Raw genomic sequence first — 14103 nt, 5'->3', positions numbered from 1 at the left:
CCGATCCGCCGGAATCCGGCAGAATCCGACTGCCGTTCGCCTGGCGTACCCGCTGCCGTCACACCGGGCTCCCTCTCCGGTAGGCCGGGCACGCTGTTCTTGGGAGCGCTCAACCACCCTCGACACAGCAGAGGTTTCTCGCCATGGCAGAACTCAACCGACGCCGCTTCCTCCAGCTCACCGGCGGCGCCGCCGCCCTGAGCCTGCTCAACGAGAGCATCGCGCGTGCCGCCGCGATTCCCGCGCAGGGGACGACCGGCACCATCGCCGATGTCGAGCACATCGTGGTGCTGATGCAGGAGAACCGTTCCTTCGACCACTACTACGGTGCGCTGCGCGGAGTCCGCGGCTTCGGCGACCCGCGCCCCGCCACCCTGCCCAGCGGCAAGTCCGTCTGGCACCAGGCCGACAACGCGGGCAAGGAGACCCTGCCGTTCCGCCCGCCGTCCGACGACCTGGGCATGGAATTCCTCCAGGGCCTCAACCACGACTGGGCCGGTGGCCAGAGCGCCTTCAACAAGGGCAAGTACGACAACTGGGTGCCCGCCAAGACGCCGGCCACCATGGCGTACCTGACGCGCGACGACATTCCGTTCCACTACGCCCTCGCCGACACGTTCACCATCTGCGATGCCTACCACTGCTCCTTCATCGGCTCGACCGACCCCAACCGCTACTACCTCTGGTCGGGCCACACCGGCAACGACGGCAAGAACGGCGGACCGGTCCTCAACAACGCCGAGGCCGGTTACGACTGGACCACCTACCCCGAGCGCCTGGAGCAGGCCGGCGTCTCCTGGAAGGTCTACCAGGACATCGGCAACGGTCTCGACGCCGCCGGATCCTGGGGCTGGATCGATGACGCCTACCGCGGCAACTACGGCGACAACTCGCTCCTCTACTTCAACAAGTACCGCAACGCCCAGCCCGGCAGCCCGCTCTTCGACAAGGCCCGCACCGGCACCGACGCCAGGTCCGGCGAGGGCTACTTCGACCGGCTGCGCGCGGACGTCGCCGCCGGCACCCTGCCCCAGGTCTCCTGGATCGCCGCCCCCGAAGCCTTCAGCGAGCACTCCAACTGGCCCTCGAACTACGGCGCGTGGTACATCGCGCAGGTGCTGGACGCGCTGACGTCCAACCCCGACGTGTGGGCCCGTACCGCCCTGTTCATCACGTACGACGAGAACGACGGCTTCTTCGACCACGTCGTCCCGCCGTACGCCCCCGCCGACGCGAACCAGGGCTTGTCGACCACGCCGACCGCCCTCGACGTCTTCCCCGGCAAGGCGGGCTACGTCGCAGGACCGTACGGGCTGGGCCCGCGCGTCCCGATGCTCGTCGTCTCGCCGTGGAGCACCGGCGGCTACTCCTGCTCCGAGACCTTCGACCACACCTCGGTGATCCGCTTCATGGAGAAGCGCTTCGGTGTGCAGGAGCCCAACATCTCGCCCTGGCGCCGTGCCGTCTGCGGTGACCTGACCTCGGCCTTCGACTTCGCCCGCCAGGACACCGCCACGGTGTCGCTGCCCGACACCGGTGCATGGCAGCCGCAGGACCGCGAGCGACACCCCGACTTCCGGGCCACCCCGCCCGCCGTGGGGAGCATGCCGCGCCAGGAGAAGGGCCTGTGCCGCACCCGTCCGCTGAAGTACGCCCCGTACGTGGACGGCGCGGCGCTCACCGGCGAGGGCAAGTTCAAGCTGACCTTCAGCGGCGGCCCGGACCTGGGCGCGCAGTTCTACATCACCGCGGGCAACCGGACCGACGCCCCTTGGACGTACACGACCGAGGCCGGCAAGTCGATCTCGGACACCTGGAACACCCGCTACTCGGCCGGCGTCACCGACCTGACCGTCCACGGCCCCAACGGCTTCCTGCGCGGCTTCCGCAACCCCGGCACCACCCCCGGCCCCGAGGTCACCGCCCGCCACAACGCCACCACGGGCAACCTGGACCTCACCTTCACCAATGCCGGGGCGTCAACGGCGACGCTCACCGTCACCAACGCCTACGGTGGCGGCCCCAAGCGCCTCACCGTCGCCAAGGGTGCCACCGTCACGTACACCGTCTCCCTGAAGAACACGAAGCGCTGGTACGACGTGACGGTCACCGCGTCCGAGTTCGCGGACTTCGGCCGGCGCTTCGCCGGCAAGGTCGAAACCGGTGCGGCCGGCTTGTCGGACCCGGCGATCCTGACCAACCAGTCCTCCTGATATCCGCCGGCACGGGACGGGCGGCGCTGGTTGGATACCGGGATGAGTGACGACCTTCCCGACGGATACGAGATCTCCACCGACGCCGCCCGACTCGACGTCGGGCTCGTCCACCGCTGGCTGTCCGAAGACGCCTACTGGGCGCTCGGGCGCAGCCGGCAGAAGCAGGAGGACGCCATCGCGGGGTCCGTGAACTTCGGCGTCTACGACCAGGCCTCCGGCGCCCAGCTCGCGTACGCCCGCGTCGTCACCGACCGGGCCACCTTCGCCTGGCTCTGCGATGTCTACGTCGATCCGGGGGCCCGCGGCAAGGGGCTCGGCGGGGCCCTCGTGGACGCGGTGTGCGCGCACCTGGAGCCGTACGGCCTGCGCCGGGTGCTGCTCGCGACCGCCGATGCGCACGGCGTCTACGCCCGATACGGCTTCGAGCCCCTGGCCACGCCGGAGAAGTGGATGGCCTTCGGGGAGCAGTAGGGCCTCAGGCGCGGGAGCGGACCCGGACCCGGTTCAGCAGTTCCGAGGCCGGGTGCGGGCCCGCGTGCTCGGGGTGGCGGGGCAGGCGGTGGGCGAAGGAGCCGTACCAGGACCGCGAGACCGTGTAGCCGAAGGCCAGGCAGATCATGCCGCCCACGGCGTCGAGCCAGAAGTGGTTGGCGGTCGCCACGATGACGACGAGCGTCGCCGTCGGGTAGAGCAGGCCCAGGATCCGGGCCCAGGGGGCCGAGGCGACCGCGAAGATCGTCAGGCCGCACCAGAGCGACCACCCTATGTGCATGGACGGCATCGCGGCGTACTGGTTCGACATCTGCTTGAGGTTGCCCGAGGCCATGGAGCCCCAGGTGTGGTGGACCAGCACGGTGTCGATGAAGTGCTGCCCGTTCATCAGCCGGGGCGGCGCGAGCGGATAGCAGTAGTAGCCGACCAGGGCGACGCCGGTGGTGGCGAAGAGGACCATGCGCGTGGCGGCGTACCGCCCCGGATGGAAACGGTAGATCCAGACCAGCACGCCGATCGTCACGACGAAGTGGAGCGTGGCGTAGTAGTAGTTCATGCCGACGATCAGCCACGTCACGGAGTTGATCGTGTGGTTGACCGACTGCTCGACGGCGATGCCGAGGGTCCGCTCGACGCTCCAGATCCAGTCGGCGTTGGCGAGGGCCGCCGTCTTCTGCTCGGGCACCGCGTTACGGATCAGCGAGTACGTCCAGTAGCTGATCGCGATGAGCAGGACCTCGAACCAGATCCGAGGCCGGCGAGGGGCCCGCAACCGGGAGAGCAGGGTGCGCTCGGACACCGGACGGGTCTCGGTCTCGACCACGGTGGGTGATGAGACGTCCGTCCGGGTTTCCAGTGTCTTCACGCTCGATTCACCCATGGGGAGAGAGTCTGCCAGATGCGTTCCCGCCTCCGATCATCCCTCGGGACGGTCTTCTGCGCCTCCGGTCCACCTTGGGTACGACACGGGACCCTCGGTCGGGGCGCCAGGGCGCCCCGGCGCGGTCACGGCTGCCCCACAAGGCGGTCATTCACCCACTTTTCCCGCGCTGATCTGCTGCCCGCGGGTGGCATCGACCACCACGGGGACGCCGTCGGGGAGCTGTCCTTCGAGGTCGTCGAGCAGGTCCTCGATCGGCGGGAGGCCGGCGGGGCTGCGTACGTGGATGTAGAAGGTCCGGGACTGGGCGTCGACGCCGGTGACCGCCGCGCCGGGAGTCTTCGAGAGCCAGCTCTCGGCCGCGGTCCAGGTCCGCGCGGTCCACGCGTTCAGCAGGACCGTGGTGACGGTGTTGGCGCCCAGCGGGAGCACGACCGCGGTGAACAGCAGCCCGAGCATGACGTAGGCCCGGCGGGGCGCCCCGGCCCGCTCGGGGTGCCCGACGGCCCGGGTGTATCCGAGTACGGCGAAGACCACCATCCCCGCGAAGACCATGGCGAGGAGGTTGGACACGAAGAGCACCAGCGCGCCCAGCGCGAGCCACCACGAGGTCTGGCCGGCGCACACGCCCGTCACCACGAGCGGCGGTACGAGGGAGATCGCGATCGCCACCCCCGGCATGACCGCGGCGACGTCCTTGCGTGACAGCGCGACGGCGCCGGCGAAGCCCGTGGCCAGGGCGGCGATCAGGTCGAGGAGGCCGGGGGACGTCCGGCCGGAGATCTGACTGTCCGACAGCAGGTCGTACGAGGGGGGCACCACCAGGGAGGCCGCCGCGCCGATCAGGAGCACCAGCAGGCCGCCGAGCGCCACGAAGGCGAGGGCCGTGGAACGGCGGCGCTGTACGGCGCCGAGGGCGATTCCCATGATCGGCGTGGAGAGCGGGGCGATGATCATCGCGCCGATGACGGTGGCGGTGGAGTCCGTCAGGATCCCGCACGCGGCGATCACCGAGGACAGCGTGAGCATGGTCCAGAAGGCCGACTGCTTCGCCCGGCTGTCCCCCGACGACAGATCGAGATCCTCCTGGAGGTCCTCCAGGGAGCGTCGCTTGTGGTCGGGCAGGATCCTGTCGCGAATGCGGCCGGGCATGGGCATCTGCCCAGTATCGGGACCGGCATCGCTCCGCCGCCGCAGGGACACGTGCCACTGCCGGGGGCCGACCACCGGTGCCGGTGCCGATACGTACCGCCCTGGGCCGGCCGCCGATGCCGGCGCAGCCGAAGCCGCCGGCAGGGTACTAGTCCCGGCGGCGCTGGCCCGGGCCCGAGGCGGTGGAGCCGCGCACCACCAGTTCGGGCAGGAAGACGAACTCGCTGTGCGGGGCCGGCGTACCGCCGATCTCCTCCAGCAGGGTGCGGACCGCGGCCTGCCCCATCGCCTGCACGGGCTGGCGGATGGTGGTGAGCGGCGGGTCGGTGAACGCTATGAGCGGGGAGTCGTCGAAGCCGACCACCGACACGTCCTGCGGCACCCGCAGCCCCTGCTGTCGGGCCGCCCGGATCGCGCCGAGCGCCATCATGTCGCTCGCGCACACCACCGCCGTGCAGCCCCGCGAGATCAGCGCGGACGCGGCGGCCTGGCCACCCTCCAGCGAGTAGAGGGAGTGCTGGATGAGCTCCTCGATCTCCGCCTCGTCGAGTCCGAGCCGCTCCTTCATCCCGAGCCGGAAGCCCTCGATCTTGCGCAGGACCGGCACGAAACGCTTCGGTCCGACCGCGAGCCCGATGCGGGTGTGGCCGAGCGCGGTGAGGTGGGTGACGGCGAGCTGCATCGCGGCCCGGTCGTCGGGGGAGACGAAGGGGGCCTGGACCTTCTCGGAGAACCCGTTGATGAGGACGTACGGGACGCCCTGCCCACGGAGTTGGTCGTAGCGGCCCATGTCGGCCGTGGTATCGGCGTGCAGGCCGGAGACGAAGATGATCCCGGAGACCCCGCGGTCGACCAACATCTCGGTCAACTCGTCCTCGGTGGACCCGCCGGGTGTCTGCGTGGCCAGCACCGGCGTGTACCCCTGCCGGGTCAGGGCCTGACCGATGACCTGGGCGAGCGCCGGGAAGATCGGGTTGTCCAGTTCAGGAGTTATCAGACCGACGAGCCCCGCACTGCGCTGGCGCAGCTTCACGGGCCGCTCGTAGCCGAGTACGTCGAGGGCGGCCAGTACGGATTCGCGGGTGCCTGCGGCCACGCCGGGCTTGCCGTTGAGCACGCGGCTGACTGTGGCTTCGCTGACCCCCGCCTGGGCTGCGATGTCGGCTAGCCGTGCGGTCACGGGATTGGACTGTACCGGTCGGACGTTCACCATGACCACCACGTGCACGAATCCGGGGGAAGCCGGACGGTTCGGCCGTCCGTCTCCACCGGGGCGCTGGAGAGTACGGGCCGACCGGGCGCGGGAAGCTCGACCGGTTCGGAGCGACTGTTGAGGGTGCAGGCGAACCCGGGTCGGGTGAAGAGGAGCACCCCCTCGGGGGCGGACTGCCAGCGCATCCCGCAGGGGTACGCCTCCTCGGAGGCGGCCTCGGCCGCAGGTCCGGGGTCCGCGCCCGCCTCCGGTGCGCCCAGGCCCGGCATCGCCCGGCGCAGTTCGAGGGCGGCGCGGTAGAGCTCCAGGGTGGAGTGCGGATCGCCGGTCTGCGCGGCGACGCTGAGGCCGCCCCAGCCGGCGGGTTGCGGGAGCCAGCTGCCGGCCGGCCCGAAGCCGTACGGGGGCTCCGTGCCGGACCAGGGCAGCGGTACCCGACACCCGTCGCGCAGCCCGTCCTGTCCGGCGGTGCGCAGGAAGGCGGGGTCCTGGCGGACCTCGTCCGGGAGGTCGACCACCTCCGGGAGGCCGAGCTCCTCGCCCTGGTAGACGTACGCCGACCCGGGCAGGGCCAGCATCAGCAGGGCGGAGGCCCGGGCCCGGGCCAGGCCGCGGGCCCCACCGCCGTAGCGCGTCACATGGCGTACGACGTCGTGGTTGGACAGCACCCAGGTGGTGGGGGCGCCGACGGCGGTGGTGGCGGCCAGGGACTCGTCGATGACGGTGCGCATCGCGGCGGGGTCCCACGGGCAGTTCAGGAACCGGAAGTTGAAGGCCTGGTGCAGCTCGTCGGGGCGCACGTACAGGGCGAGCCGCTCCGAGGTGGGCGCCCAGGCCTCGGCGACCCCGATGCGCTCGCCCGCGTAGGAGTCGAGGAGGCGGCGCCAGGAGCGGTGGATCTCGTGGACGCCGTCCTGGTCGAAGAAGGGGAGCGGCTCGGTGCCGATGAGGGTGGCCTGGGCGCCGCGGCCGATGTCCGGCAGGCCGGGGGCCTTGACCATGCCGTGGGCGACGTCGATCCGGAAGCCGTCGATGCCGAGGTCGAGCCAGAAACGCAGGACGGAGGCGAATTCGGCGGCGACCTCGGGGTGGTCCCAGTCGAGGTCCGGCTGCTCGGGGGCGAAGAGGTGCAGGTACCAGTCGCCGTCGGCGACGCGGGTCCAGGCCGGGCCGCCGAAGATCGACTCCCAGTCGTTGGGCGGCAGCTCTCCGCGCGCACCGCGCCCGGGGCGGAAGTGGTAGCGCTCGCGGGCCCCCGGCTCCCCGGCGAGGGCGGCCCGGAACCAGGGGTGCTGCTCGGAGGTGTGGTTCGGCACCACGTCCACGATGACCCGCAGCCCCAGCGCGTGCGCGGCCCGGACCAGCTCGTCGGCGTCGGAGAGGTCCCCGAAGAGGGGGTCGACGGCCCGGTAGTCGGCGACGTCGTAGCCGCCGTCCGCCTGGGGGGAGACGTAGAAGGGGGTGAGCCACACGGCGTCGACCCCGAGGCGGGCGAGGTGGGGGAGGCGGGAGCGGGCCCCGCGGAGGTCGCCGATGCCGTCGCCGTCGCCGTCGGCGAAGGAGCGCACGTAGACCTGATAGATGACGGCATCGCGCCACCAGCCACCGCTCGCGGTCGCGTTGCTGGAAGATCTTGCAAGCTGGACGGCCGTCGAGTCATGGGTCATATCGGGGTCAACGCGGGTACATGCCCCCTGGTTGCGGGCCCGGGCAGTCGAAGGTGACTCGAACTAACAGCAAGCTGCGGCAACCGTCCGGACACACGGATGTAACGATCGCCTCCGCTTGCAGAAAGTTTGCGCAAGGTCTTTCGGTCCTCTTTCAGTCTTGTTACGTTCCTGGCAACTCGGGACCGCGAGGGCGCGGCCGGGATCATCGAAGGAGTTCATATGCGGCGTGGCATAGCGGCCACCGCGCTGGTCGCGACCCTGGCGCTCGCGGCGACGGCTTGCGGTGGGGACGACAAGGACGCGGCCGACGGCACCAAGGCGGGCGGCGAGCTTTCCGGCACGGTCACGTGGTGGGACACCTCGAACGACGCCGAGAAGGCCAGCTTCCAGAAGATCGCCGAAGCGTTCACGGCGAAGCACCCCAAGGTGACCGTCAAGTACGTCAACGTCCCGTACGGCGACGCGCAGAACAAGGTCAAGAACGCCTTCAGCAGCGGCTCCGACGCGCCTGACGTCATCCGTGCCGACGTCGGCTGGGTCGCGGACTTCGCCTCCCTGGGCTACCTCGACGAGGTCCCGGCCGAGACGGCGAAGAAGGTCGACGCCGAGTTCCTCCCGCAGGCCGCGGCCAGTGGCAAGTTCGACGGCAAGACCTACGCCGTTCCGCAGGTCATCGACAGCCTCGGCCTCTTCTACAACAAGAAGATGCTCGCCGACGCCGGCGTCCAGCCCCCCAAGACGCTGGAAGAGGTGAAGACCGCCGCCGCCGCCATCAAGGCCAAGACCGGCAAGGCCGGCCTCTACCTGCGCGGCGACGACTCCTACTGGTTCCTCCCCCTCATCTACGGCGAGGGCGGCGACCTGGTCGACGCGAAGAACAAGACGGTCACCGTCGACAACGCGGCCGGCGTCAAGGCCTTCAAGACCGCCCGCGACCTGGTCACCTCGGGCGCGGCGATCACCAATGCCACCGACGGCTGGGTCAACATGCAGACCGCCTTCAAGTCGGGCGAAGCCGCGATGATGATCAACGGTCCGTGGGCCGTCGCCGACACCTACGCCGGTGACCAGTTCAAGGACAAGGCCAACCTCGGCGTCGCCGCCGTCCCGGCCGGCTCCGCCAAGGCCGGTGCCCCGCAGGGCGGCCACGACCTCGCGGTCTACGCCGGTTCCAAGAACACCGCCGCCGCGCACGCCTTCGTCGAGTACATGACCTCGCAGGAGGTCCAGGTGCAGTCGGCCAAGGACCTCAGCCTGCTGCCGACCCGGACCGCCGCCTACGAGCAGCCGGACGTCAAGGGCAACGAGATGGTCCAGTTCTTCAAGCCGGCCGTGGACACGGCCGTCGAGCGCGCCTGGATCCCGGAGAACGGCTCCCTCTTCGAGCCGCTGAAGGTCGAATACACCAAGGCGATCACCGGGGCGTCGAGCCCGGAGGACGCGGCCAAGGCGGCCGGCGTCGAGTTCCGCAAGATCCTCAAGGGCTGGAAGTAACGAAACCATGGCTGCTCACACCAGCCAGTCGGTGGCGAAGGCCGCGGGCGACGACGTCGAGAACGACGTCGCCGCCCGCGGCCGGAGCCGCAGGACTGACAGCGACAGCGGTAACCGCGGTGAGAACCGCGGTGGGAAAGGCGCGTCCGGTCTCCGGCGCGCCGTCGGCACGCATTGGTACGCCTGGGCCATGGTCGCCCCGGTGGTGCTCGTCCTCGGCGTGATCATCGGCTGGCCGCTGGTCCGGGGCGTCTACCTGTCGCTGACCGACGCCACCGAGCGCAACGTCTCGCGCACCATCGGCGCCCGGCACATCGAGGCCACGTACCAGTTCGTCGGACTCGACAACTACGTGGACGTGCTCAGCGACCCGGTGTTCCTGCAGCGGCTGGTGTGGACGGTGGTGTGGACCGTCGCCTGCGTGTCCATCACCTTCACGCTCGGTCTGATCCTGGCCAACATGCTCAACCGGGAGTTCCGGGGCCGCGCCGCCTACCGGATGGCGCTCATCCTGCCCTGGGCCGTCCCCGGCTTCGTCTCCGTCTTCGCCTGGCGGTTCCTCTTCAACCGCGACAACGGCATCCTCAACAAGATCCTCGACGGTGGCGGCATCGCCGCGATCCCGTGGCTCGACGACCCGACCTGGGCCAAGTTCTCGGTCGTCGCCGTCAACGTCTGGCTCGGCGTCCCCTTCATGATGGTCGCCCTGCTCGGCGGCCTGCAGTCGATCCCCGGCGAGCTCTACGAGGCCGCCGAGATGGACGGCGCCTCCCCCTGGCAGCGCTTCCGGCACATCACCCTGCCCGGACTGCGCGCGGTGAGCATGACGGTGATCCTGCTCTCCACCATCTGGACCTTCAACATGTTCCCGGTGATCTTCCTGCTCACCCGGGGCGGACCCGGCGACTCCACCGAGATCCTGGTGACCCAGGCCTTCCGCGAGGCGTTCGTCTCGAGCCCGCGCGACTTCGCCGGCTCGGCCACGTGGGGCGTCCTGATCCTCGCCCTGCTCATGATCTTCGCGCTGGTCTACCGGCGCTCGCTGCGCAAGCAGGGAGAGGTGTGGTGACCATGTCCACTGCGAACACCGCTCGCCCCCGGGGCAGCCGTTCCCCACTCGCCTCCGCCGGCCTGCACGGCACCCTCGTCGTCGCGTCCGTGATCGCCGTCTTCCCGGTGCTGTGGATCGTGCTGACCTCGCTCAAGCCGGCCAAGCACGCGGTCACCACCGACTTCGTCAAGGAACCGACGCTCAGCAACTACACGTACCTGCTGGAGCAGAGCCACTTCCTCAGCTGGTTCGCCAACTCCGTCCTGGTCGCCGGCGTCACCACCGTCCTCGGTGTCTTCATCGCCGCCACCACCGGATACGCGGTCAGCCGCTTCAAGTTCCCCGGCATGAAGCCGCTCATGTGGACCCTGCTCATCACGCAGATGTTCCCCATGGCGATCCTCATCGTGCCGCTCTACAACCTGATGGGCGACCTCGGCCTGCTCAACCAGCCGCTCGGTCTGATCATCACGTACCTCACCATCGCCGTGCCGTTCTGCGCCTGGATGATGAAGGGCTTCTTCGACACCATCCCGGTGGAGATCGACGAATCCGGCCGCGTCGACGGGCTCAACCCCTTCGGCACCTTCTGGCGCCTCATCCTGCCGCTCGCCAAGCCCGGCCTCGCCGTCACCGGCTTCTACGCCTTCATCACCGCCTGGGGCGAGGTCGCGTACGCCTCCGCCTTCATGGTCGGCGAGGAGAACCTCACCCTGGCCGGCGGACTGCAGACCTTCGTCACGCAGTACACCTCCAACTGGGGAGCCATGAGCGCCGCTTCGGTCCTCATCGCGATCCCCGCCGCGATCTTCTTCGTCTTCGCCCAGCGTCACCTCGTCGCCGGGATGACGGCAGGCGCAACCAAGGGCTGACCACCCGAGCCTGCCCCCTCTCACCCCCGGCCCGATCTCTTCAAGGACACCATGACCCAGCACCTCGCCGACGCGCTCCCCACCTCCACCGGCACCCAGCCCGGCTGGTGGAGAGAAGCGGTGATCTACCAGGTCTATCCGCGCAGCTTCGCCGACTCCAACGGGGACGGCATGGGGGACCTCGAAGGCATCCGCAGCCGCCTGCCCTACCTGAAGGAGCTGGGCGTCGACGCCGTCTGGCTCAGCCCCTTCTACGCCTCCCCGCAGGCCGACGCCGGCTACGACGTCGCCGACTACCGGGCCATCGACCCCATGTTCGGCACCCTGCACGACGCCGACGCAGTGATCCGCGAAGCCCACGAACTGGGCCTGCGCATCATCGTGGACCTCGTCCCGAACCACTGCTCCGACCAGCACGAATGGTTCAAGCAGGCGCTGCGCGAAGGACCCGGCACCCCGCTGCGCGAGCGCTTCCACTTCCGCCCGGGACAGGGGGAATCCGGGGAGCTGCCGCCCAACGACTGGGAGTCGATCTTCGGCGGCCCGGCCTGGACCCGCGTCGCCGACGGCGAGTGGTACCTGCACCTCTTCGCCCCCGAGCAGCCCGACTTCAACTGGGAGCACCCCGCCGTACAGGACGAGTTCCGCTCCATCCTGCGCTTCTGGCTCGACCTCGGCGCCGACGGCTTCCGCATCGACGTCGCGCACGGCCTGGTCAAGGCCCCCGGCCTGCCCGACCTCGGCCGCGACGAGCAGCTCAAGCTGCTCGGCAACCAGGTCCTGCCCTTCTTCGACCAGGACGGCGTCCACGAGATCTACCGCTCCTGGCGCCTGGTCCTCGACGAGTACGCGGGCGACCGCATCGGCGTCGCCGAGGCCTGGACCCCCAGCGCCGACCGCACCGCCATGTACCTGCGCCCCGACGAGCTGCACCAGGCCTTCAACTTCCACTACCTGAACACCGGCTGGGACGCCGAGGCCCTGCGCGCCACCATCGACGAGTCCCTCGACTCGATGCGGCCCGTCGGCGCCCCCACCACCTGGGTGCTGTCCAACCACGACGTGGTCCGCCACCGCACCCGCTTCGGCACCCTGGACAAGGCCCGCGCCGCCGCCCTGCTGATGCTGGCCCTGCCCGGGTCGGCGTACGTCTACCAGGGCGAGGAGCTCGGCCTCCCGGAGGTCGTGGACCTCCCGGACGAGGTGCGCCAGGACCCCTCCTTCTTCAAGGCGAACGGCCAGGACGGGCTCCGCGACGGCTGCCGCGTACCGATCCCGTGGAGCGGCGACCAGGCCCCGTACGGCTTCGGGACCGGCGGCAGCTGGCTCCCGCAGCCCGCCGAATGGGCCGGGCTCAGCGTGGAGGCGCAGACCGGCGACTCCCGGTCCACGCTGGAGCTGTACCGCTCCGCGCTGCGCGTGCGGCGCGCCCACCCGGCGCTGGGCGCGGGCGACGGCGTCGAGTGGCTGCCCACCCCGGCCGGCGTACTGGCCTTCCGGCGCGGAGACTTCGTCTGCACCGTGAACACCACGGACGAGCCGGTACGGCTGCCCGCGCCGGGCACGGTGCTGCTGGCGAGCGGTGACCTCGCCGATCCCGATGTCCTCCCCGCGGACACCACGGTGTGGTGGCAGGGGTGACTTCCCCGCTGAGGCTGACGGACATCGCCGCGCAGGCCGCGGTCAGCGAGGCGACCGTCAGTCGCGTGCTCAACGGAAAACCGGGCGTCGCGGCCGGCACCCGGCACAAGGTGCTGGCCGCGCTCGACCTGCTGGGCTACGAGCGGCCCGTACGGCTGAAGCGGCGCAGCAACGGGCTGGTCGGGCTGCTGATCCCGGAGCTCACCAACCCGATCTTCCCGGCGTTCGCGCAGGTCATAGAGCAGGCGCTGGCCGGGCACGGCTACACGCCGGTGCTGTGCACGCAGACCCCGGGCGGGGCCACCGAGGACGAACTGGTGGAACAGCTGGAGGAGCGCGGGGTCACCGGGATCGTCTTCCTGTCGGGCCTGCACGCCGACGCCCACGCGGACCCCGCGCGCTACCAGCGACTGGCGGCGCGCGGGGTGCCGTTCGTGCTGATCAACGGCTTCAACGAGCAGGTGAACGCCCCGTTCATCTCCCCGGACGACCGGGCGGCGGCGGACATCGCCGTACGACACCTGCAGGACCTCGGGCACCGCAGGATCGGGCTCGCGATCGGGCCGACGCGGTACGTGCCGTCGGCCCGCAAGGAGCAGGGGTTCCTCGCGGCGCTGCCGGAGGCGGAGGCGGACGGCCTGATCCAGCGCACGCTCTTCACGGTGGAGGGCGGACACGCGGCGGGTATGGCCCTGTTGGACCGCGGCTGCACGGGCATCGTGTGCGGCAGCGACCCGATGGCGCTCGGCGTCATCCGGGCGGCGCGCGAGCGGGGCCTGCGGGTGCCGCAGGACGTGTCGGTGGTCGGCTTCGACGACTCCCCGCTGATCGCGTTCACGGACCCGCCGCTGACGACGGTCCGCCAGCCGGTACGCGCGATGGCGACGGCGGCGGTGGGCGCGCTCCTGGAGGCGGTGTCGGGCACCCCGGTCCAGCGCACGGAGTACGTCTTCCAACCGGAACTGGTGGTGCGGGGCTCGACGGCGCAGGTGCCATAAGACCTCCCCCGGCGGCGCGGCGCGGCGCGGTGCGGCGCCGCCGGGGGTAGGGGTGGGGCGGGGGCTCCGGGGTGCGGGATCCACTGGACCGGCATCAGGGAGGGTATGGGGGTTTCCCGTCAGTCCCATCGTCCCTCCGTGTCGGGCCGGTCCCTCAAGGGCGCTCCTTCGTCGCGTCGCTACGCGATGTCGCTGCGCTCCACCCTTGACCGACCGTCCCGCCCCGGAGAAACGAAAGACTGCCGAGAAGCCCCCAAAAGAACGAGCCGGTCCAAGGTCTCAGGGGCGGGGCGATCACAGAAGCCCGGACCGGGTCGGGTGTGAGGGACGATCCCGAGACGGCTCCGTCCGGACCCGGCCCCAGGTCGGGGGAGCGCGTCAGATCGATACGTGTTTCTCGTCTCTCGGCGTCCGACGACCGTCC

General features: G+C 70.5%; 11 protein-coding genes. 7 read left to right on the top strand and 4 right to left on the bottom strand.

Annotation, left to right across the window (positions count from 1 at the left end):
* Positions 1-143: 143 nt before the first annotated feature.
* Together BCL76_RS06960 and BCL76_RS06955 are read left to right on the top strand one after the other, a co-directional pair.
* Positions 144-2213, top strand: a complete 2070-nt coding sequence (locus tag BCL76_RS06960; protein WP_109778629.1) for a phosphocholine-specific phospholipase C — start codon at positions 144-146, stop codon at positions 2211-2213.
* A gap of 42 nt (positions 2214-2255) precedes the next feature.
* A complete protein-coding gene (locus BCL76_RS06955) occupies positions 2256-2687 on the top strand; it encodes a GNAT family N-acetyltransferase (RefSeq protein ID WP_109778628.1) in 432 nt (143 codons plus the stop codon).
* A 4-nt stretch (positions 2688-2691) separates the two neighbouring features.
* Here BCL76_RS06955 and BCL76_RS06950 read toward each other — a convergent pair whose 3' ends face one another.
* The 4 genes from BCL76_RS06950 to BCL76_RS06935 form a co-directional block, all read right to left on the bottom strand.
* Entirely contained in the window at positions 2692-3588 is an 897-nt protein-coding gene (locus tag BCL76_RS06950; protein ID WP_109778627.1) for a phosphatase PAP2 family protein, read from the bottom strand.
* 147 nt (positions 3589-3735) lie between these two features.
* Positions 3736-4746, bottom strand: a complete 1011-nt coding sequence (locus BCL76_RS06945) for a DUF389 domain-containing protein (RefSeq protein WP_258309391.1) — start codon at positions 4744-4746, stop codon at positions 3736-3738.
* Positions 4747-4888: 142 nt separating this feature from the next.
* The gene (locus tag BCL76_RS06940) at positions 4889-5920 is read right to left on the bottom strand and encodes a LacI family DNA-binding transcriptional regulator (protein ID WP_109778888.1); all 1032 of its coding nucleotides are present in this window, start codon (positions 5918-5920) and stop codon (positions 4889-4891) included.
* Between the two features lie 26 nt (positions 5921-5946).
* The gene (locus BCL76_RS06935) at positions 5947-7620 is read right to left on the bottom strand and encodes a glycoside hydrolase family 13 protein (RefSeq protein ID WP_109778625.1); all 1674 of its coding nucleotides are present in this window, start codon (positions 7618-7620) and stop codon (positions 5947-5949) included.
* A 222-nt stretch (positions 7621-7842) separates the two neighbouring features.
* Here BCL76_RS06935 and BCL76_RS06930 point away from each other — a divergent pair, with 222 nt between their 5' ends.
* Genes BCL76_RS06930 through BCL76_RS06910 form a run of 5 tightly spaced genes read left to right on the top strand, consistent with a single transcriptional unit; the run spans position 7843 to position 13679 of the window.
* Positions 7843-9117 (top strand): extracellular solute-binding protein, encoded by a 1275-nt coding sequence (locus BCL76_RS06930; protein ID WP_109778624.1) that lies wholly within the window; start codon positions 7843-7845, stop codon positions 9115-9117.
* A 7-nt stretch (positions 9118-9124) separates the two neighbouring features.
* The gene (locus BCL76_RS06925) at positions 9125-10186 is read left to right on the top strand and encodes a carbohydrate ABC transporter permease (protein ID WP_109778623.1); all 1062 of its coding nucleotides are present in this window, start codon (positions 9125-9127) and stop codon (positions 10184-10186) included.
* 2 nt (positions 10187-10188) lie between these two features.
* Positions 10189-11040, top strand: coding sequence for a sugar ABC transporter permease (locus tag BCL76_RS06920; RefSeq protein WP_109778622.1), 852 nt, complete (start codon positions 10189-10191; stop codon positions 11038-11040).
* Between the two features lie 51 nt (positions 11041-11091).
* Positions 11092-12681 (top strand): glycoside hydrolase family 13 protein, encoded by a 1590-nt coding sequence (locus BCL76_RS06915; protein WP_109778621.1) that lies wholly within the window; start codon positions 11092-11094, stop codon positions 12679-12681.
* Positions 12669-13679, top strand: coding sequence for a LacI family DNA-binding transcriptional regulator (locus BCL76_RS06910; protein WP_258309390.1), 1011 nt, complete (start codon positions 12669-12671; stop codon positions 13677-13679). The genes BCL76_RS06915 and BCL76_RS06910 overlap by 13 nt, the downstream gene beginning before the upstream one ends.
* Positions 13680-14103: the final 424 nt, after the last annotated feature.

Source organism: Streptomyces sp. CG 926, assembly GCF_003148825.1.
Classification (GTDB): domain Bacteria; phylum Actinomycetota; class Actinomycetes; order Streptomycetales; family Streptomycetaceae; genus Streptomyces.
The sequence above is the reverse complement of the archived record's forward strand: the minus strand, read 5'-3'. Positions and strand labels throughout refer to the sequence as shown.